Origin of the sequence: Empedobacter sp. R132-2, assembly GCF_030324375.1 — a bacterium.
Classification (GTDB): Bacteria; Bacteroidota; Bacteroidia; order Flavobacteriales; family Weeksellaceae; genus Empedobacter; species Empedobacter falsenii_B.
Window position 1 is genome coordinate 1 of record NZ_JACAGG010000029.1, and the last position, 21,712, is coordinate 21,712.

Sequence of the window (21,712 nt, forward strand, 5' to 3'; positions counted from 1 at the left end):
AATTAATCAAAATAATAATACAATAATATTAAATAAAAACTCTACTTTTAAGTGTTCTTAACAAGGGGAAGATTACAAACTATAATAAGTCCAGAAATTAAAAAATAATTGAAAGAGCTATATCCTATTAATATAAAAAAGAAATAGGCAACTACTGAAATTAATGTGACAATTTTCCTTAGAGCACCATCTTCCATTGAAGGAATAAAATGGGTATTAAATATTATCATTATAAAAACTCGTCTTCATCATCAAAATCATCTTCCATTTCGTCGTCGTCAGGAGGATAATCTTCGATAAAAACTTTGAATAATCTTGGACAAATGATTTGCAAATTGGTTAAATTTTCGTCATCCCAATCAAACTCAGGTTTTGGAGATTTTTCGGTATAAAATTTAAAACATTCTTTGTCTACAAAGTCAATAATTTTGTGTTCGAATTTTTCATAGAAAACATTATCAGCGATTAAATGAAAATCTTCAAACTCATATAAATCATCTTCGTTGAAGCCTTCGTTAAAATAATCAGCTAAATTATCAGGATTCAAAATTGCCTTTTCAAACAATTCTTGTCCTTGCGAAATAATCCAATTTTTGAAATAATAGAAATGTGTTGGATCTGTATCATCATTCATAATACAAGCTGCACACCATATTTCAGGCGAATGTAATGAATAGGAGTAGAACTCTAATCGAAGTTGAAAACCAATAATATCCTCGGCAGTTAGATCTTCTAATTCTTGTTCCAAAGCCTTTTCTTGATCTTGCAAATTATTGGCATTGAGCAAAGAATTTTCTATAATTTGCCAAAACAAATCTTCTTCGAGCATACGCGAAATGCGCTCTGAGGGAAGGGTTGAAGAGTTAAACAAATCATCTAAAAAATCCATATTTCTACTTTTTAGTTTGTATTTAGTTGGTTTTGATTCGTAAAAAATTATCTAACGTTTTATTTCTTAAACCTTTAATTGATAAAACATTTTAATAAAATCTTTTTATAATTTATAAATAAAATATGATGAAACCTATTAATTTTTAAACTATTTACAATTTTTAAGGTAATTGTTTGATTTTGTTTAAACTAAAAAATGTCTAATTCGAAGTGGAATTAGACTTTTTGGTTTTAAATATTTTACTCAATAATATGCGGAACAAAACGACTTTTATCGGTTGTAATAAATTGGTCACTTTCGCGGAACGTAATTCCACACGATTCTTGCCCAATAATCCAACTTCCGATAATGGTATAACCTGTTTCTTCGTGATGTAAATTAGCCAAAGCTTGATAAATAAAACCTTCTTCGCCATATTCGCCAGAAGTTTGCTCCGAAATAGCTCCACTTTTTACAACTTCTACATTTGCGCCTTCACGAGATAACAATGGTTTTTTGACATAATTCTTCATCTCTTTTGGTGAATCTGTATAAGCTTCTAATAATAATGGATGATCTGGATACAATTCCCATAAAATTGGTAAAATAGCTTTGTTCGAAAGAATCATTTTCCAAGCTGGTTCTATCCAATTTGCGTTGATTTCATCATTTTTGATGTTGTATGCAAACAACTCGTTCATCATCCATTCCCACGGATAAAGTTTGAAAATATCTGTAATTGGTTCTTCTTCTAAATCAACAAAATTGACATTATTCCAACCGATTTCGTCTACATAAATTAATTTGGTATTAATTCCGGCTTGTATCGCACAATCTCTGATATATTCGATATTCGTCAAATCTTCTAACGATTCTCTCACGCAAGAAAAATGCAAGGTTTCACCTTTCAAATAAGGTTTTAACATTTTCCATGTTTCAATTAATTTATCGTGAACAGAATTGAATTGATCTTTTGTTTCTCCAAAATAATTTTCCATCCAAAACCATTGTACAACACCACATTCAAACAACGAAGTAGGTGTATCAGCATTGAATTCTAACATTTTCAATTGATCATTATCGTAAGCAAAATCAAAACGTCCATAAATACTTGGCGCATCATTTTCCCATGTATCAATCAAATAAGGTTGAATAAATTTTGGAATTTTAAATTCGTCCAAACGATTATTTTGAATCACATGTTCGACAGCATTCAAGCACATTTCCCACAATTCGTTTGTCGCTTCAAAGATTTTATCCGCTTCTTTTTCCGAAATAGAATAGTAATAATCTTCTACCCAATAGGTTTGTTTATTTTCGTCTGTATGATAGCCAAAGCCAATATTTTCTAACCTTTCTTGCCAGTTTTCGTCAGCTTTTATTCTTTTTAATTGCATAAAATTTGTTTAAGATGAAACTGAACGAGAAGAAGCAGATTTTCCGAATCCACCGCGAACAGTTTGACTTTTATACGCTTGCGCTTTTGCTGCGTTTGTTCCGACGTTAGACTGTTGATGCAAACCTTGACTTGCATAGCCCATTCCGCTGCCAGTTAAGCTACGAAAAGCCATAAACCAAAGCAACGAACTTCCCATTCCACCGTGATGCGAACCACCAGAATGAGATGCATAATTTGACGTAACATCTGTGTAAGGAGCAGTAGAATCTGCACGCATATATACCTTTTGTGCATTGTTCGTAACAGGCGCTTCTTCACGATTCATACACGAACTAAGAACCGAAGAAATTAACACTAAAGTCACGACTTTACTTGCTCTTTTTTCTCTTTTATTCATGATAGATTATTGAATGGTTACGTAAATAGGAATTTTGGTAGAATCGGTAGGTGTATATTGTTTGTGCGTAATCAAAGTATCTACTTTTTCTGCAATCATCAAATCGTTTGACCAAATTTTTTGTTTGGTAATATGTAAAACAGAGTCGCCTTTAGTTTCGGTTGTCAATACAACTTCGCGAGCCGATTTTTTATCAATTTGTTCTAAATTTTGATTTTCGTTTTGATTAGATTGACACGCAAAAAAAGTTGTCAATGGTAGTGTTACTAAAAGTATTTTTTTCATGTTTCTTAGACTTCTAACAAAGTTACATTATTTCACAAAAAAAGCATAATTCAGAATTTCTGAATTATGCTTTTTGAAAAAGTATAGTCTTATTATTTATTATTCTAATGATTCAAAACTAATAATTCTTCTTTTTTCATAGAACCTGTTTGTTTCAATCTTGTATGCCAAGAGAACGCTTCTTCTAAGATATGTGGCGTTTGACCACCTCTTTCTGCACAAGCTCTTTCGAAATAAGATAATAATTCACCTTTATAATCTGGATGAACACAGTTGTTGATAATTTCGATTGCTCTTTCGCGTGGTGCTAAACCTCTTAAATCGGCTAAACCTTGCTCTGTAACAATAATATCTACATCATGTTCTGTGTGATCGTGATGAGAAACCATCGGAACGATAGAAGAAATATTTCCACCTTTTGCGATAGAAGCAGTAACAAAGATTGAGATAAATGCATTACGAGCAAAATCTCCAGAACCTCCAATACCATTCATCATGTGTGTACCAGAAACATGAGTTGAGTTTACGTTACCATAAATATCACACTCTAAAGATGTATTGATTCCAATAATTCCTAAACGACGAATAACTTCGGCTGAGTTAGAAATAGATTGAGGACGTAAAACAATTTTATCTTTATAATTGTCGATGTTTCCTATAACACGGTCATAACATTCTTGAGAAACTGTCATAGAAGATGCCGAAGCAAACTTCATTTTTCCAGAATCAATTAAGTCAAATGTAGAATCTTGTAAAACTTCTGAGTACATTACTAAATCTTCAAAATCAGAATGTTCTAAACCACCTAAAACAGCGTTTGCAACTTTACCAATACCACATTGTAATGGCATTAATGATTTTGTAAGACGACCTTCTTCAACTTCATTTTCGAAGAATTTCACAATGTTTTGAGCAATTGCAGCAGTCGCTTCATCAGCTGGTTGAATGTCTCCTGGAGCATCTTGAATGTCGTGAAAAACAATTCCAACAATTTTAGAAGGATCTACTTTTATTGTTTCTGTTCCAATTTTTGTATCACAAGCAGTGATGTTAATTGGTGTACGTTTTCCATATTCTTCTACACTATAAATATCGTGAATACCTTTTATATTTGTAGGGATAGACGTGTTAATCTCAATGATTAATTTGTCTGCATTTGCAGCAATTTCAGCATTATTACCGATAGAAGTTGTAGGTACTAAAGAACCATCTTCTAAAATTTCAGCAACTTCTAAAACACCTAAATTAATTTTAAATTGTCCATCTAAAATATGTTCAGCAGTTTCTCCTAAATGCTGATCGATAAATAAAACATTACCTGCATTTATATTTTTACGCATTACAGTGTCTACTTGGAATGGTAAACGTTTTTTTAATGCTCCACTTTCTACTAAAGCTGCGTCTGTACCATGTCCTAATGAAGCTCCTGTTACTAAAGTGATTTTTAAATTTTCAGATTTGGCACGCTCCGCAACAGCTTTTAATACAACTTTTGTATCGCCTCCTCTTGTAAAACCACTAGAACCAACAGTCATTCCATCTTCAAAAAATTTGGCAGACTCCTCTGCTGTCATTACTTTTGACTGTAAGTTAGTTAATTTTATTCTTTCCAACATAATGCAACTTTTTCTTTCTAATACTATTCAATAATTGTTCCCTTCTGAACGAAGGGAATTACAAATATTGGATTAATTAATAAAAAGTTAATATTAAAAATAGTCAAATAATTATCTATTTCGGACATTTTTATTTGTGTACATTATACATCATATCAAATAAATTATTATATTAGTTCGCAGATTAAAGAAACTATGAATATACATTTGGATAATAAGTTCGAAACACGATATTACCTAACCGAAATTGACAAATTACCAACCTCAATTTTCTGTTACCATAAGGAAATTTCGGAAGCATACGTGGTAGAACATAAACATAACAAAGCGCAATTTCTTTATTGTGAGGGAGGAATAGTTTATGTAAAAATAGGAAAAGATACTTTTTATTTACCTGCAAGACACTATATGTGGATACCGCCTCATGTGGAACATAGTATACACCCAAATACACCAGAGGTGATTATGAGAAATTTATATTTCCCTATTAATGAAAGTGATAATTCGTTTTATAAAAAAGTAGGAATCTATCCTGCTGATGGATTGTTGTTAGAGCTTTTATTATTTTCTAACCAATGGAAAGGAGATATTGTTCCAGAAAACAGAAGCGAATATGTAATTGCACAAGCTTTTAAAGAAATATTACCTAAAGTAAGCAAAAGTAGTTTACGATTAGCTCTTCCATTACCACACGACGAACGTCTGAAAAAAATCGTTCAATTCTTAGATGATAATATGGATTCTTCGATTACAATGAAGAAAATTACAGCCGAATTCGGTTTCTCTGAACGATCATTATCACGATTATTCCAAAAAGATTTGAATATGACATTTGTTCAATATTTCACTATTTTAAGAATGTTACGCGCTTTACAATTGTTAATTGATAATATGTATTCAATCAGTGAAATTTCGACAATGGTTGGTTACAATAGTTTACCAACATTTAGTAATACATTCCAAAAAGTAATTGGAGTTCGTCCAACAGATTACTCAAAGAAAAAAGATATATTATAAATTAAGGTATGAAAATTTATCAAGTAAGTGGATTAGGCGCAAACGCAAATGCTTTTCGAAATCTACGCTTGGAACAAGATTTTGAGCAAGTTTATATTCCTTGGTTAGATCCAGAGAAAGATGAAACTTTGGCTCATTATACCGAAAGATTATTAGATAAAATAAATCCCACAGAAGATTTTCTTTTGATGGGATTATCTTTTGGTGGAATAATTGTGCAGGAAATGAATCGTTTTATTAATCCAAAACATACATTTCTGATTTCGACAGTGAAGAATAGGGCAGAGCTTCCGAAGTTATTTCGATTCTCGGCTTCTATTAATGCACATAAAATAATTCCGATGAGTTTCTTAACTTCGGATCGGACATTTTCGTACATGATGATGCGAAAATTATATTATACTGATCGAGAAAAAGATAATATTGACGATATTTTTGAGTTTCGAAACAAAGAATATTTAAGTTGGTCGATTCATAAGATTGTAAACTGGGAACATTCTACAGCTTATCATGAAGAAAATATTACACATATTCATGGTACAAAAGATATTGTTTTTCCGATTGAATATATCAAAGATGCAATACAAATAGAAGGCGGAACACATATTATGGTGATGCAAAAGCCAAAATTAGTGAGCGATGAAATAAATAAAGTATTAATCACTTTATAACTAAAAAAAGCTTGAACATTTGTTCAAGCTTTTCTGATTTTATACTTCTTCTGTTGTATTTTCTTCTTCAAAATAGCTTTTTTCTAAAGCGAAATTTTCAGCATTGATGACATCAAATTCGCCAATTTTTGTACGACGAAGTGCTGTTAAATATCCACCAGAATTGACTGCTTTTCCAAAATCAAAAGCCAAAGAACGAATGTAGGTTCCTTTGCTACAATTCACTTCAAAATCGACAAAAGGTAAATCTATTTTTGTAATTTTAAAATCGTGAATCGTTATTTTACGTGCTTTACGTTCTATTTCTTGACCTTCGCGAGCTAATTCATATAAACGTTTTCCATCTACTTTTACCGCTGAATGCATTGGCGGAAATTGTTCAATTTCTCCAACAAATTGTTTTGTTGCTTCGCGAATAATTTCTTCTGTGATATGATTTGTCGGAAAAGTTTCATTTTCTTCCGATTCTAAATCATAGGTAGGCGTTGTAACACCTAATTTAATTGTACCAGTATAAGTCTTTTCTTGCGCCTGAAATTCATCAATGCGTTTTGTCCATTTCCCTGTACAAACCAATAAAAGTCCAGTAGCTTTTGGATCTAAAGTCCCAGCATGTCCAACTTTTATTTTCTTTAAGTTATATGCTTTTCTAATGTTCCAACGAATCTTATTTACAACATCAAAAGATGTCCAATCAAGTGGTTTATCAATCAAAAAAACGTGACCTTCTTGTATTTTTTCTACATTCATCTTATTTGTGCTGAATCATTGTAGTTTCTACTGAAGCGGCATTGTCTTTTTCTGCTTGTGTTGGAGAATTATATGAGAAATAAATCAATAAAATAATTCCGATGATTATTCTGTACCACCCCCAAAATTTGAAACCATATTTTGTTAAAACTGCGATAAATGTTTTCACTGCGATTAATGCTACAATAAATGCTACAACATTTCCAATTAAGAATAATATAATATGGTTTTGATCTTGTAAAATCATTTCATAACCTTTCATTGGTGTTGCAGTATCTTCTCCCCAAGTTTTAACAAAAATAGAATAAACTGTAACCGCTAACATTGTCGGAACCGCTAAAAAGAATGAAAATTCTGCAGCTGCTTTACGCGATAAACCTTGTGTCATACCACCAATAATAGAAGCGGCAGAACGAGAAGTTCCAGGCATCATCGCCAAACATTGCCAAAAACCAATGATAATTGCTTGTTTTAATGTGATGTCTTTTTCATCATTAATTTTAGGATTTTTGAACCATTTATCTACAAATAATAAAATGATTCCTCCGAAAACTAACATTCCAGAAATAGCAACTTGATTTCCTAAAACAGCCTCGATTTTATCATCGAATAGTTTTCCTAAAATAAGTGCAGGAACAACCGCACAAGCTAATTTGATATAAAAATTGAAATTGAAATTTTTGAAGTCAAAGAATTTTTTCCAATATAAAACTACGATTGATAAAATTGCTCCAAATTGTATCGAAACTTGAAACATTTTTAAGAATTCGCTTTCTGGCATTCCCATCAAAGCTGCTGTGAATCCCATGTGTGCTGTAGAAGAAATTGGTAAATATTCGGTAAGACCTTCTATTATAGCAATTATAATTGCTTGTAAAGTATTCATTATTTTTCTTTATTCGGATTGATTAAAATGGCATAAATCTCGACGATGAAACCAACGACAACTAAAAATGGCGCTAATCTAATTCTACGAAAAGAATAGATTTCGTCGTTCCAATAATTTGCATCCCACGTTCCATCTGGTCTTGTGTTGGCATCGTGTCCTGTCATTAATAAAAATCCAAGACCAATTAGTGCAACACCAATTGCCATGAAAATGTAATTTCTTTTTCCAAATAAAAAAGTAAAACCAGCATCGTTTGTAGATGCTGATTTTTTTGTTGTATTGATAGAATTTGATTTCATTAATAAAGTTGATCAGTTTTTAATCTTAAATAACGCCATGCAGCAAACAATGTACTGAAAACGGCAATAACAACTCCAATTCCAATTAAGATAATAATAAGTGGAGTGAAGCTTGGGTTCCAAAGTACTAAACCAACTTTTGTTGCTAAAATGTACCATAAGAAACCTAATCCTACTGCTGCAATAAATGCTGCTAAGAAACCTAAAACTGCGGCTTCTATCAAGAAAGGTTTTACAATAAAACGTCTACGCGCTCCAACTAATTGCATTGTTTTGATGCTGAAACGTTTTGCGTAAATTTTCAGACGGATAGAGTTGTTGATTAATACAACAACGATTACCAAGAAAATAACAGCAAAAATCATAATCCAAAAAGTAATTTTGTTGATGCTGTGGTAAATCGTTACCATCGCTTCTTTGTCACTTTTTACTTCGTCTACAATCGGATTTTTTGCCAATACCTTATTAATAGAATCAATTTGTTCAACAGATTGTATTAATGCAGGGTTCAATGTAATTTGAACTGATGCAGGGAAAATACTTTCTTCGAAGAAATCACTACCATCCGTACCCAAATCTTTTTTCGCAATTTTAGCTGCATCCTCTTTGCTGATATACTGTGTAGCTTCAACAAAAGGATACTTCACCTTCAACGAATCGATATAAGATTTCTGTAAATCAAGCTCCTTATCTTTTAATTTTGGATCTTCGACATCTTTAAAATATGCCTCGATTTTTAACTCTCTTTTTAGATGTTCTGCGTAACTTTGTGCATTAATGACAATTAAGCCGAAAATACCTAATAGAAATAAAACAAGCGAAATACTAATCACAACAGTGATGTTTGAAGATCGCAGTCTTTTTTTCTCAAATTTATCGTTCGTTTTTGACATTTGGGTTAATTTTGGGGCTAAGATAAAAAAAACTTATTTCGCAAGAAAGATATTCCGTATATATTCTACGGTAAGTTGGTTAAAGAAAACTTAAAATTTAGAATTTTTGAAAGTAAAAGCTAAAAAACATTTAGGTCAGCATTTTTTGAATGACGAAAATATTGCACGAGACATCGCTGAAGGGTTAACTTGGGAAGGCTATGATCGTGTCTTAGAAATTGGTCCAGGAATGGGCGTGTTGACAAAATATATTTTACAAGCAAAGAAAAATATAGAGGTTGTGGAGATTGATACAGAATCAGTCGAATATTTAAAAGAATATTATCAACCATTTTATCCAGGATTTAAAATTCATTCTGAAGATTTCTTGAAAATGGACTTTTCATCAAAGTTTGATGAACAAATTGCTATTTTAGGAAATTTTCCGTATAATATATCTTCGCAAATTATTTTTAAAGCTTTAGAAGAGCGTTACACTGTTCCCGAAGTTTGTGGAATGTTTCAGAAAGAAGTTGCCGAACGTATTGCATCAAAAAAAGGTACAAAAGATTATGGTATACTTTCTGTTTTAGCTCAAGCGTATTATCATTGTGAATATTTGTTCACTGTTCCAGAACACGTTTTTACACCACCACCAAAGGTGAAATCGGGCGTTATTATTATGAAACGCTACCGAACAGAAATTGAAGGAGTTGAACAGAAACGATTTTTTCAAGTGGTAAAAGCTGGTTTTGGACAAAGAAGAAAAACGCTTCGTAATTCGTTGAAGGCTTTGGGTATTCCTGAGGATTTAAACGATCACGAGTTTTTGAATATGCGCGCAGAACAATTATCTGTCGAAGATTTTATTGAGTTAACGAAAAGAATGAAATAGATTATGGAGGTAAAAATTACAAAAGATTTTATTGAACATTTAAACGAAAGTATTAATCAGCAAAATGCAAAAGCAGTTAAGGAGATGTTGCAAGATTTGCACCCTGCTGATATTGCTGAATTGTTTGATGAGCTTTCGACCAAAGAACAGTCTTTTGTAATTGATTTACTCGATAATGAAATTTCTGCTGATATCCTTCTTGAATTAGAAGAAGATGATCGACGTAAATTCCTGAAAACGCTTACTGCAAAAGAAATTGCCGAAGATGTCATCAATGAGATGGATACCGATGATGCAGTTGACGTTATCAATGAACTTTCTGATGAAAAGAAAGATGAGGTAATTGCACAATTAGAAGACCAAGAACATGCCCGTGAAATTGTAGATCTTTTGCGCTATGACGAAGATACGGCTGGAGGTTTGATGGGAAAAGAGTTGATAAAAGTTAACAAAGATTGGTCGGTAATCACAGCGGTAAAACAAATGCGAAAACAAGCTGAGGATTTAGAAGAAGTTTTCTCGATTTATGTAGTTGATGAAGATGAAAAATTACTTGGAACATTGAGTTTAAAGCGTTTGTTGACAACTTCTGCGAACACTAAAGTGGCAGATGTTTACAATGAAAAGATCCAATATGTAAAGACCTATACAAAAGATATGGAGGTTGCGAAAGTAATCGAAAAATATGATTTGTACGAAGTGCCTGTAGTGGACGAGTTAACGCGTTTGGTAGGTGTAATTACGGTGGATGATGTGATTGATGTGATTCGTGAAGAAGCTGAAGAAAATTATCAATTAGCAGCCGGGATTACTCAAAATGTCGACTCTGATGATAATATATTGAAATTAACTCGCGCTCGTTTACCTTGGCTTTTATTGGCTTTGGTAGGTAGTTTTGTAGCAGTTAATGTGTCGCAAAGTTTTAGCGATGCGATGAATTTGTATCCGCAATTATTCTTTTTTACGCCGCTTGTTGCTGCCATGGCAGGAAATGTTGGTGTGCAATCTTCTGCGATTATTGTGCAAGGTTTGGCGAATAGTAATATTTCGGGTTCTATTTGGAAAAGATTAGGAAAAGAAATGTTATTAGCTTTATTGAATAGTACATTATTAGCTTTTGTACTTTTATTGGCGACACATTTCTTGATGAGCACAAGCTACGAAATTTCTTCAACCATTGTTTTAGCTTTAGTTATTGTGATGATTTTAGCAAGTTTGATTGGGACATTTATTCCAATTATGTTGCATAAATATGGTGTTGATCCTGCTATTGCAACGGGACCATTTATCACAACAAGTAATGATATCTTTGGTTTGTTGATTTACTTTTCGATTGCGAAAATGATTTTAGGATTTTAAAAACCTTAAAAATGAATAAGTTGAAAATTATAGGAATAACGACTCAAACATCTAATAATGATAGTCAAGCGATTGATGATTTAGGAAAATTGTGGCATCAATTTTTCGATGAGAATATAATTGCTAAAATTCCAAATGCAATTAGTTCTAATATTTATTCTGTTTACACAGATTATGAAAGTGATTTTACAGGAAAGTATATGACAATTATTGGTTTAGAAGTTTCTTCATTAGATGAAATTCCAGAAGGTATGGTTGGTCGTGAATTTGAGCCACAAACATTCAAAAAATATATTGCCAAAGGAGAATTGCACGAAGCAGTTGGGAAAACTTGGACAGAAATTTGGAATGATGATGCAAATCTAAATCGCACGTATAAATATGATTACGAATTGTACACCGAAAAAGCTCAAAATCCTGCTGATGCAGAAATTGAGATTTATATTGGTGTAAAAGAATAGTAATTAATACTGATATATTAGAAAATAATATTAAAAAAATGAGCTGAAAGTAAAACTTTTCAGCTCATTTTTTATTTTGGATATTTTGTAGGATTTCTATGCGCATTAAAAACTGCATAAATAAAAAAGTTTTTTCTTCTTCATTAGTTTCAAAAAAAAACAAATAAGGAAAAGATCTAAAAGGTTTTGAACGCAAATTTCTATAGTTCACTTGATAGAAAGGATTATTTCCAAAGTTTCCAAAACTTAAGATTTTGCCGCAGATGTAGAAAAGTTTGAATAATAAGAAAGAGCTTGTTCAATATCTTGGGCAGCTTCAGAAGAAATTCTAGTCTTATAAATCATATTTTTCGTGTAATTCTTTCAATACATCTTTTGCGTTCATAATTATTAATTTTACAAAACAGTTGTCGTTCTAACAAAGTCACAAAAAGTATACCTCATTATATAATCAAGATTTTGTGTAATATTTCTGATTATTTTTTCAATAAAATCTTAAACTCAGTTCCCGTTTCTTTAGATGATTTAGCTACAAATATTTTTCCTTTGTGATAATCTTCGATAATTCGTTTTGCTAATGATAATCCCAATCCCCAACCGCGTTTTTTGGTAGTAAAGCCAGGTTGAAAAATCTTTTTCTGCAATTTGGTCGGAATTCCAGAACCTGTATCAGCAATAGAAATTTCGACAAATTTACCTTTCGTTTTTATATCGATATCCAAAACGCCTTTATTTTGCATTGCATCAGCGGCATTTTTCATCAAATTTTCGATAACCCAACTATATAAAGAAGAATTAAGATTGATGTTAAATTCATCGACATCGGTAGTAAAGTTTAATTCAATTCCTTTCGAAATGCGTTGCGAAATATAATCCACTGTTTGTTTGGAAGTTGAAATAATATCAGTTTGTTTGAGTTCAGAAGTTGAACCAATTTTCGAGAAACGTTCGGCAATATGTTTCAATCGATCCACATCTTTTTCAATTTCTATGACTGAAGTTTGATCGATTTCTTCCAATTTCAATAATTCGACCCAACCCATCAACGAAGAAAGTGGTGTACCAATTTGATGTGCCGTTTCTTTTGCCATTCCAGCCCATAAATAACTTTTTTCGGTGTCACGAACTGTTTTGAAATACCAGTACGAAAATCCAAAAAACAGTAAAATCAATAAAATAATGATGAGTGGATAATATTGTAATTGATTGAGAAGTTTTGAATTTTTGAAATAAACATAATTTTTAGTTCCGATTAATTCAACATCAATTGTTTGTTCCGACGATTTCATTTTGTTGACATATTTTTTAAATTGAACCGAATCTTTTACGATGGATTCATCAATATTTTTGGTGTCTACAATAATGCCTTTTTCGTCTACAAGTGCAACAGGGATCGATTTGTTGTCTTCAATTAATTTGAATAGAAAATCTTGCGTTTTCGGATCTAAAAATTCTGATGAGCTTATCAACTCTAACGATCGCGCATAATTCTCTACACGTTTGTGTTCTTCACGTTTTAGCTCTTGTACAATTTTATTACTCGACCATATTGTAATAGCGAAAATCACAAATATTATAAAGAAGCCAATCCAACGTTTGTTTATTTTTTTTGTTAGAAAATTTCTCATCTAAATGTAAAATCTTTCTTAAATTTATATCAAATGTAATGATTATTTGATTATAATATATTTTTATGGCGAGATAAGATAAATATGATGAAAGTAATTTTTTTTAAAGCCTTAAATAGTTTATTTTTGTAGCTAAATCTCATAGAGAGTAAAATTTATGGATCGTTTTTCGTTTTTAAATGCCGCTCATTTAGAGTTTATAGGCGACTTATATGATCAATACGTCCAATATCCGGATAGTATTGAACCAAGTTGGAAAGCTTTTTTCCAAGGGTATGACTTTGCGAATGCAACATATGATGGAGAGCCATTATTTGCACCAGCAACACAAACAGCTCCTAACAAAGCTAGTCAAACAACGCAAGCAGTAGTTAATCCTGCAGTAGTATCTCAAGTTCCAGACAACGTACAGAAAGAATTTAAAGTAATCAATTTGATTGATGCTTACCGTTCTCGTGGACATTTGTTTACTAAGACTAACCCAGTTAGAGCGCGTAGAACTTTTGAACCTTCATTAGACATCAAGAACTTCGGTTTGACAGATGCCGATTTAGGATTGACATTCAATGCTGGTGAAATTTTAGGTATTGGTGGACCAATCACTTTACGTGAAATCATTGGACACTTAGAAAACATGTACTGCGAATCTATCGGAATCGAGTATATGTATGTAAGAGAACCTCAAAGAATTAATTGGATTCAGAATTGGTTAAACCAAAACTTGAATCAACCAAAATTATCTAAGGAGGAGAAAGAACGTGTTTTAGAAAAGTTGAATGAAGCAACTGCTTTTGAAAACTTTATGCACACGAAATATGTTGGACAAAAACGTTTCTCAGTAGAAGGAAATGAATCTTTAATTCCTGCTTTGGATACATTGATTAACCGTTCTGCAGATCACGGCGTACAAGAGGTTATCGTAGGGATGGCTCACCGTGGTCGTTTGAATGTTTTGGCTAACATTTTTGGAAAATCATATTCTCAAATCTTTTCAGAATTCGAAGGAAAAGCTTTTGATACAGATTTAATGGCTGGTGATGTTAAATATCACATGGGATCATCAAATCAAATCAAAGCATTGAATGGAAAAGATATCCGAATCAATTTAGCACCAAATCCATCTCACTTAGAGACTGTAGATGCAGTTGTAGAAGGGATTACACGTGCAAAAGTTGAGGAAGATTACAAAGATGATTATTCTAAAATTATTCCAATCTTAATTCATGGTGATGCTGCTGTAGCTGGACAAGGAATCGTTTACGAGGTTGTTCAAATGGCAGGATTAGACGGATATAAAACAGGTGGTACAGTACACGTTGTGGTAAATAACCAAGTTGGGTTTACAACAAACTATTTAGATGCGCGTACATCTACATATTGTACAGATGTTGCTAAAGTAACATTGTCTCCTGTAATGCATGTAAATTCTGATGATGTAGAAGCGGTAGTTCACGCTTTCCGTTTTGCAGCAGATTATCGTGCAGAATTCGGTTCTGATGTATTCATCGATTTATTAGGATACCGTAAATATGGACATAACGAAGGTGATGAACCAAAATTCACTCAACCTAAATTATATAACTTAATCGCTAAACACCCAAATCCTCGTGAAATTTACAAGGATAAATTATTAAAAGAAGGTGTAATAGGAGAAGAAATCGTTAAACAAAAAGAAGCAGAATTTAAAGCTCTATTAGAAACGAATTTCGAAGCTTCTAAAGAAATTGAGCGTAATCACATTTTCCCTTTCATGCCAGAAGAGTGGGAAGGATTTGAAATTGCTGATGATGCAAAAGTTTTTGAACAAGCAAATACTTCTTACGACGAAGCAAAATTAAAAGAAATTGCAAAAGCTGTTTCTACAGTTCCTGAAGGTAAAAAATTAATCAAAAAAGTTTCTCGTTTAATTGAAGGACGTGGAAAAATGATTGAGGAAGATAAAATTGACTGGGGATTAGGAGAAGCTTTAGCTTTCGGTTCTATCTTAACAGACGGACGTAACGTGCGTGTTTCTGGGGAAGATGTAGAACGTGGAACTTTCTCTCACCGTCATGCGGTTGTAAAAACTGAAGACACAGAAGAAGAAATTATCTTATTAAACCATATCAATAATGAACAAGGTCAATTAAGAATCTATAATTCATTATTATCTGAGTATGCAGTTTTAGGTTTTGATTATGGATATGCAATGGCAAATCCTAAAGCGTTAACTATTTGGGAAGCTCAATTTGGAGATTTCGTGAATGGAGCGCAAATCGTAATCGACCAATATATTTCTGCAGCAGAAGATAAATGGAAATTACAAAATGGTTTAGTAATGTTATTGCCTCATGGATATGAAGGGCAAGGAGCAGAGCACTCTTCAGCACGTTTAGAGCGTTTCTTACAAATGTGTGCTGGTAACAATATGTTTGTTGCAAATATCACAACTCCAGCTAACTTCTTCCACGCATTAAGAAGACAGGTTGTAACAGATTACCGCAAACCATTGGTTGTAATGTCACCAAAATCATTATTACGTCATCCATCAGCAGTATCATCATTAGCAGATTTCGCAAATGGAGGTTTCCAAGAAATCATCGAAGATGTAACAGTAGATGCGAAAAAAGTGAAAAAAGTAGTTTTCTGTTCAGGAAAAATCTACTACGATTTAGACAAAAAACGCCAAGAATTAGGTGATAAAGAAACTGCAATTATTCGTTTAGAGCAATTATATCCTTTAAATGAAGAAAAAGTAGATGCTATCATCTCTAAATTTGGTAATGCTAAATTGGTTTGGGCACAAGAAGAACCAGAAAATATGGGAGCTTGGATGTATATCTTACGTAAGTTAAGAAAATATCCATTCGACGTAGTTTCTCCAGCAGAAAGTGCTGCAACAGCACCAGGTTCAAGTAAACGTTGGGCTGCAATTTACGAAGAGGTAATTAATAAAGTATTCAATTAAAAAATAAAGCTAATAGATATGTTAGAAATGAAAGTCCCATCACCAGGGGAATCAATCACAGAAGTAGAGATCGCTACGTGGTTAGTAAAAGACGGTGATTACGTAGAAAAAGACCAAGCAATTGCTGAGGTTGACTCAGATAAAGCAACATTAGAATTACCAGCAGAAGAAAGTGGAATTATCACTTTGAAAGCGGAAGAAGGTGATGTTGTAGAAGTAGGACAAGTTGTTTGTCTTATTGATACATCAGCTGCTAAACCAGAAGGAGGAAGCGCTCCAGCTGCAGAAGCACCAAAAGCTGAGGTTAAAGAAGAAGTAAAAGCTGCTCCAGCTCCAGTTGCTACGCCAGCACCTGCTGCTCCAGCTGCAACTTACGCTACGGGAACTCCATCTCCAGCGGCTAAAAAAGTTTTAGACGAAAAAGGTATCGATGCTTCTCAAGTAAAAGGTTCAGGACGTGACGGACGTATCACTCAAGATGATGCAGCTCGTTTTACACCAGCAATGGGAACTTCTACTCAAGGAACTCGTGCTCAATCAGAGAAAAAATTATCATCATTACGTCGTAAAATTGCACAACGTTTAGTTTCTGTTAAAAATGAAACTGCAATGTTAACTACATTCAACGAAGTTGATATGTCTGCAATTTTTGCTTTACGTAACCAATATAAAGACGAATTCAAAGCTAAACACGGTGTTGGTTTAGGATTCATGTCTTTCTTTACAAAAGCAGTTACACGCGCATTAGAGTTATACCCAGACGTAAACTCTATGATTGACGGTGACTACCAAGTAAAATTTGACTTTGCTGACGTTTCTGTTGCAGTATCAGGACCAAAAGGTTTAATGGTGCCAGTTGTACGTAATGCAGAAAACTTAACTTTCCGTGGTGTTGAGCAATCTATCAAAGATTTAGCAATCAAAGTACGTGACGGAAAAATTTCTGTTGATGAAATGACAGGAGGTACATTTACAATCACTAATGGTGGTGTATTTGGATCTATGATGTCTACACCAATCATCAACCCACCTCAATCAGGTATCTTAGGAATGCACAATATCGTTGAGCGTCCAGTTGTTAAAAACGGACAAATTGTTATCGCTCCAATGATGTATGTTGCTTTATCTTATGACCACCGTATCATCGACGGACGCGAATCTGTAGGATTCTTAGTTGCTGTTAAAGAAGCGGTAGAAGATCCATTAAACGTATTAATGGGAGGTGACGCTAAAAGAGCTTTAGAATTGTAATACATAAAACATTCTAACAATCCATAAATTGAAAGCCATTCGAAAGAATGGCTTTTTTGGTTTATAAGTTGAGATTACCTAATTCTCCCTTCCTCTTCATTTACTTTATTCTCTTTCGAGATGGTTTTATTCAATCGGCCAAAATTATATTTAACACTAACTGATAGTTCTTGATAATCGACTAAAAATAGATTTTTAGAACTTATTTTATCATAATTCAGTGTTTCGCTAAATTTCATTTGTTTGAATAAATCATTGAAACGAATAGAAAAATCAAAGTTTTTGTATGATTTTGTCAATCCAAGATTAACGATAACTTGAGAATTTCGATCATAAATTCCTTCAGTTCGTTTGCTTAACCAATATCCATCAACCATAAAGTTGAAATCTTTTCCCAATTTGAAATTGTGATTAGAGTATAAATAGATATACGGAATCGATTTTTTTAACACAGCTTTTTCATCAATTATTTTACTATAAATTATAGCTAAACTAATTTGTGTTGACCAAAATTTATATTCGAATGGAACATCCAAAGCAACAGAAATGTTTTTTTCTTTTTCGAAATTAATCGTTGTAAATGTTGAAATATTTCTCACATCATTATAAATTAATGTATAATTCATCGGATTTTTACTTTGATAATACGTCACATTCATGTTCCATTTTTTTAATGAATAATTCGCTGAAAATGTGTCGGTGTAAGTAGGTAAAATATTAAAATTTCCACTGTATTCGATATAAGGACTTCCGTACAAATTCCCAGAAGAAAGATTGCTGTAATTCGGTCTGTCAATCGTACGTTTATAGTAAATTGTTAACGCATTTTTATTATCAAAAGTGTAATTAATTTCTGCATTCGGAAACCAATCGATGTATTTTTTATCAATATCCGAAAGTTGTTTTATTTCATCAAGACCTTTAGAATTAGTCGTTTCTGTTCTTAATCCAGCTTTATAATTCCATTTTTCATAATTTTTAGTGTATTGCAAATAGGCGGAAAGATTCAGTTCTTTGAAATTATAAAGAAATTCTTCTGATGATTGTTGAGGAAAAAATGTTTCATTATTCGTCTCAGATTTAGCGTGTGTAAAACGTCCTCCAAATTCAATTTTTTGATCAGATTCAAACTTTTTCTCTACATCAAATTTTCCTGCAAAAACCTTAAGACGATATTTTTGATAGCGCGATTGATTGTATTCGACATCATTCTCATTAATCTTATTATAAAAATCATATGTTGTTCCTGTATTATAAATCGTGTATTGTAATCCTGTTAAAATACTTGCGTCAATTGATTGAATATTTTTATTGTAATTCACCAAAGTATTCACAAAATTTCGATGATTTTCATTATCATTTAACGTTAAAATAGATTGATTTTCATTGTTTTCGGTATATTCTGTTTTGGTATCAAGCAAACCTTTATCTTTTCTAAAATTTGAATTAATAGCAAACGAAAAATAATCTCCAGATTCATTTAATTCCTGAAAAAAGCTTGTGTTTACAATAAAATGTGGACGTTTAGTTTGCGATTTTATGAAATAATTGGACTGAATATTTTTGTCTTTTATGCGATAATCGAATCCATTTCCTTCCCACGGATTTAGTTGATTATAAGATGCGTTCAGTTTAAATTCGCTTTTATTTTTACGAATTTGAAAAGTCGAATTGAAATAATTATTAAACTTTCTTTTGAAAGATAATGTTTCTTGCAAAGTCAATTTTAAACCTTCTTTTTTACTTTTCTTTAGATTAATTTTTACGATAGATTTTCCATTTGCTTCATATTTAGCAGAAGGGTTTTTGATAATTTCAATCGATTTTATGTCCTCAATTGCTAAACTCGAAATGGTAGAAAAATCAACTTGTTGATCGTCCAAATACAACAAAGGATTTCCTTTTCCAATAATCGTCAATGTTTCTTGATCTGCGCCTAACATGACGCTTGGTAATTTTGAAAATAATTCTTTAGTTGTAGCAAGTTTATTAAAATTTGAATTGGCGACATCAATATTATAATTGCCATTTTCTATTTTGAAAGTTTCTTTTTTTCCATTGATTATAACTTCATCAATTTGTACAGTTTCATCAATATTTAAGTGAAATGTTTTATTTTCGTTTAAATAAAAAGGTTCTTCATCTTGAATATTATTGTCATAAATAACAGAAATTAAATAGATTTTAGGTTCTAAATTTTCAAAGTTAAATTTAGAATTTTCAGTTTCAATTGTTTGAATAACATTTTGAAATTCATCGTATAAAATAACTTTTGCGTGAATTGTTTTTGACTCTTTTTCTGATGAAATATAGCCTGTAATCGAATATTTTTCTTGTGCAAAAGCAAAAGAGCTAATCAAAATGAGAATTAATTGTAGAAACTTCATAATAAAATTGTGTTGATTATTGTTTTACTTACATTTAGAGGAAGTAAAATTTTTGTTTGAACAATTTTAATTTATATTTTTAAATGTTTTTTATCAACTTGGTGTCAAATGATAATTGTTTACAATATTATTTAAATTAAAGAAATACAATATGTTACGTTTTATGATTTCGGGAAATAGGTTTCTTAAATTTATTATAGTTATTCTATTCATATTCAGTTCAGTAAATATGTTTGGAAAAACACAAAAAGATAAAGCTGAATTTTTGCGTCAAAAAAATAATGATTTGGTTGAAGAAAATCTTCGAATTATTGATTCAACGATTTCAACAGCTTATCGATTGAATGATAAAGTTGTGTTGAGTGAAGCTTATATCGAAAAAGGAAATTATTTTTTGGAGCAACGTAATTACAATAATGCATTGAAAAATTTCACCATTTCGAAACAACTATCAACTGAAATAAAAGATGATTTTACATTTTATTCTTCGCTTGTTGGAATTGCGAAAACAAAAGAAAACTTACATGAAATCAAGGAATCTATAGTGTTATACGAAACTTCTTTATCATATTTCGAAAAGCATAAACAGCAACCAAAATCGTTCAGCATTTATCTTTCCATTCTTGGGAAATTGTCTTATTTATATAGCAAAACAAATCATCTGAACAAAAGTGATTATTACAACAAAATTGAATTATCTGAAACGGTTGATACGGTAAATTATCAATATGCTTTGAAGAATAAAGGAATTATTGATTTCTACAAAAAAGATTATAATTCGGCATTTAATACATTGAAAAAAGCACAACAAGCTTTCTGGAAGCAAAATGATATCAAATGGTATGTGATTTCGGAGCAATTTTTAGGTGAAATTTTATATCAACAAAAGCGAAATAGAGAAGCAATCCAATATTTTGAAAATGTTGTGGAATTCTCAAAACAATATAAAATTCTTGATGAAGAACTGCGACTTTCTTATGAACGAGTAGTTGAATACAACGAGAAATATGGAAATAGTCGAGATAAATTATTATCTGTAAATAATTTATTGTCTTTTGATAGTTTATTTTATGTGGCTGATCATACTGTTTTGAAACCAAATCTCGAGAAATATGAAAATACATTCCTGAAAACTGAACGAAATTTATTGAAAGAAAAGAATCAAAACTTCAAAAGATCTTCATTTTTTGGTTTAGTAGTAATTCTATTTTTTGGTGGAATTGTTTTTTATAAAATGAATCAAAAACATCAAAAAAAGAAGAATTATTTACAAAAATGTCTTGATGAAATAACAATACTTGAGTTAGATATTAAGGAAGAAAATCAATTAGAAAAAACAAAATTCGAAGTTGAAATTGATGAAGATTTCGAACAAAGTTTGCAATTATTTGAAGAACAAAAGTTATTTCTAAATCCAAAATTTTCGTTGAATGATTTGGTTCTAGAATTGAACGCCAATCGAACAATTGTGTCAAATTATATTAATCGTTCGAGATCGAAAAATTTTAACCAATATATCAATGAATTGAGAATTAATCATCTTTTGAAACGAATTGAAAATGAGCCAAATCTCAAAAAATACACAATTGATGCGTTGGCAGAAGAAACAGGTTTTAATTCGAGAAAGACTTTTTCAGATGCTTTTTTGGAACATACAGGTTTTCGTCCGTCTCAATATTTACGGAATATTCTTGAATAAAAAAAGCAATCCAATTGGA

General features: G+C 31.7%; 19 protein-coding genes. 8 read left to right on the top strand and 11 right to left on the bottom strand.

Features of this window, described 5'->3' with window-relative positions; all coding sequences use genetic code 11:
- Positions 1 to 229: 229 nt before the first annotated feature.
- The 5 genes from HXZ69_RS11890 to scpC form a co-directional block, all read right to left on the bottom strand.
- Positions 230 to 889 (bottom strand): DUF4240 domain-containing protein, encoded by a 660-nt coding sequence (locus HXZ69_RS11890; RefSeq protein WP_286496108.1) that lies wholly within the window; start codon positions 887 to 889, stop codon positions 230 to 232.
- Between the two features lie 242 nt (positions 890 to 1,131).
- The gene (locus HXZ69_RS11895; protein ID WP_286496109.1) at positions 1,132 to 2,268 is read right to left on the bottom strand and encodes a glutathionylspermidine synthase family protein; all 1,137 of its coding nucleotides are present in this window, start codon (positions 2,266 to 2,268) and stop codon (positions 1,132 to 1,134) included.
- Between the two features lie 9 nt (positions 2,269 to 2,277).
- Complete coding sequence (locus tag HXZ69_RS11900; RefSeq protein ID WP_219034280.1) at positions 2,278 to 2,667, bottom strand: hypothetical protein; 390 nt, start codon at positions 2,665 to 2,667, stop codon at positions 2,278 to 2,280.
- Between the two features lie 6 nt (positions 2,668 to 2,673).
- Entirely contained in the window at positions 2,674 to 2,952 is a 279-nt protein-coding gene (locus HXZ69_RS11905) for a hypothetical protein (RefSeq protein ID WP_280035742.1), read from the bottom strand.
- A gap of 104 nt (positions 2,953 to 3,056) precedes the next feature.
- Complete coding sequence (gene scpC / locus HXZ69_RS11910) at positions 3,057 to 4,568, bottom strand: succinyl-CoA:acetate CoA-transferase ScpC (RefSeq protein ID WP_286496110.1); 1,512 nt, start codon at positions 4,566 to 4,568, stop codon at positions 3,057 to 3,059.
- A gap of 195 nt (positions 4,569 to 4,763) precedes the next feature.
- On the opposite strand from scpC, the gene HXZ69_RS11915 reads away from it, so the two are divergent.
- Positions 4,764 to 5,585 carry an AraC family transcriptional regulator gene (locus tag HXZ69_RS11915; RefSeq protein WP_286496111.1) on the top strand — a complete coding sequence of 274 codons (822 nt, stop codon included), beginning with the start codon at positions 4,764 to 4,766 and terminating at the stop codon, positions 5,583 to 5,585.
- An 8-nt stretch (positions 5,586 to 5,593) separates the two neighbouring features.
- Positions 5,594 to 6,256 (top strand): alpha/beta fold hydrolase, encoded by a 663-nt coding sequence (locus tag HXZ69_RS11920; protein ID WP_114999497.1) that lies wholly within the window; start codon positions 5,594 to 5,596, stop codon positions 6,254 to 6,256.
- Positions 6,257 to 6,295: 39 nt separating this feature from the next.
- Here the strand turns inward: HXZ69_RS11920 and truB are convergent, their stop codons facing one another.
- From truB to HXZ69_RS11940, 4 genes are read right to left on the bottom strand one after another with little or no spacing between them, the layout of a single operon-like run.
- Positions 6,296 to 7,006, bottom strand: a complete 711-nt coding sequence (gene truB / locus HXZ69_RS11925; protein ID WP_125349728.1) for a tRNA pseudouridine(55) synthase TruB — start codon at positions 7,004 to 7,006, stop codon at positions 6,296 to 6,298.
- 1 nt (position 7,007) lies between these two features.
- The gene (locus HXZ69_RS11930) at positions 7,008 to 7,892 is read right to left on the bottom strand and encodes an undecaprenyl-diphosphate phosphatase (RefSeq protein WP_125349727.1); all 885 of its coding nucleotides are present in this window, start codon (positions 7,890 to 7,892) and stop codon (positions 7,008 to 7,010) included.
- The gene (locus HXZ69_RS11935) at positions 7,892 to 8,194 is read right to left on the bottom strand and encodes a DUF3098 domain-containing protein (RefSeq protein ID WP_286496112.1); all 303 of its coding nucleotides are present in this window, start codon (positions 8,192 to 8,194) and stop codon (positions 7,892 to 7,894) included. The genes HXZ69_RS11930 and HXZ69_RS11935 overlap by 1 nt, the downstream gene beginning before the upstream one ends.
- Positions 8,194 to 9,087, bottom strand: a complete 894-nt coding sequence (locus HXZ69_RS11940; RefSeq protein ID WP_221855311.1) for a cell division protein FtsX — start codon at positions 9,085 to 9,087, stop codon at positions 8,194 to 8,196. The genes HXZ69_RS11935 and HXZ69_RS11940 overlap by 1 nt, the downstream gene beginning before the upstream one ends.
- Positions 9,088 to 9,193: 106 nt before the next feature.
- On the opposite strand from HXZ69_RS11940, the gene rsmA reads away from it, so the two are divergent.
- The 3 genes from rsmA to HXZ69_RS11955 are packed head-to-tail and all read left to right on the top strand — an operon-like array spanning position 9,194 to position 11,781.
- Positions 9,194 to 9,961 carry a 16S rRNA (adenine(1518)-N(6)/adenine(1519)-N(6))-dimethyltransferase RsmA gene (gene rsmA, locus HXZ69_RS11945; protein ID WP_038332430.1) on the top strand — a complete coding sequence of 256 codons (768 nt, stop codon included), beginning with the start codon at positions 9,194 to 9,196 and terminating at the stop codon, positions 9,959 to 9,961.
- Between the two features lie 3 nt (positions 9,962 to 9,964).
- Positions 9,965 to 11,320, top strand: coding sequence for a magnesium transporter (mgtE, locus tag HXZ69_RS11950; RefSeq protein WP_280046030.1), 1,356 nt, complete (start codon positions 9,965 to 9,967; stop codon positions 11,318 to 11,320).
- An 11-nt stretch (positions 11,321 to 11,331) separates the two neighbouring features.
- Positions 11,332 to 11,781 (top strand): GyrI-like domain-containing protein, encoded by a 450-nt coding sequence (locus HXZ69_RS11955; protein ID WP_219034286.1) that lies wholly within the window; start codon positions 11,332 to 11,334, stop codon positions 11,779 to 11,781.
- Between the two features lie 476 nt (positions 11,782 to 12,257).
- Here the strand turns inward: HXZ69_RS11955 and HXZ69_RS11960 are convergent, their stop codons facing one another.
- Positions 12,258 to 13,409, bottom strand: coding sequence for a sensor histidine kinase (locus HXZ69_RS11960; RefSeq protein ID WP_286496113.1), 1,152 nt, complete (start codon positions 13,407 to 13,409; stop codon positions 12,258 to 12,260).
- A 157-nt stretch (positions 13,410 to 13,566) separates the two neighbouring features.
- Here HXZ69_RS11960 and HXZ69_RS11965 point away from each other — a divergent pair, with 157 nt between their 5' ends.
- Together HXZ69_RS11965 and odhB are read left to right on the top strand one after the other, a co-directional pair.
- Complete coding sequence (locus HXZ69_RS11965; RefSeq protein WP_219034288.1) at positions 13,567 to 16,356, top strand: 2-oxoglutarate dehydrogenase E1 component; 2,790 nt, start codon at positions 13,567 to 13,569, stop codon at positions 16,354 to 16,356.
- Positions 16,357 to 16,374: 18 nt separating this feature from the next.
- Positions 16,375 to 17,607 carry a 2-oxoglutarate dehydrogenase complex dihydrolipoyllysine-residue succinyltransferase gene (gene odhB / locus HXZ69_RS11970; RefSeq protein WP_185096030.1) on the top strand — a complete coding sequence of 411 codons (1,233 nt, stop codon included), beginning with the start codon at positions 16,375 to 16,377 and terminating at the stop codon, positions 17,605 to 17,607.
- A gap of 74 nt (positions 17,608 to 17,681) precedes the next feature.
- On the opposite strand, the gene HXZ69_RS11975 is transcribed toward odhB, so the two are convergent.
- The gene (locus HXZ69_RS11975) at positions 17,682 to 19,994 is read right to left on the bottom strand and encodes an outer membrane beta-barrel family protein (RefSeq protein WP_286496114.1); all 2,313 of its coding nucleotides are present in this window, start codon (positions 19,992 to 19,994) and stop codon (positions 17,682 to 17,684) included.
- Between the two features lie 229 nt (positions 19,995 to 20,223).
- Between HXZ69_RS11975 and HXZ69_RS11980 the strand changes: the two genes are divergently transcribed.
- Positions 20,224 to 21,693, top strand: coding sequence for a helix-turn-helix domain-containing protein (locus HXZ69_RS11980; RefSeq protein ID WP_286496115.1), 1,470 nt, complete (start codon positions 20,224 to 20,226; stop codon positions 21,691 to 21,693).
- The last annotated feature ends 19 nt before the right edge of the window (positions 21,694 to 21,712 follow it).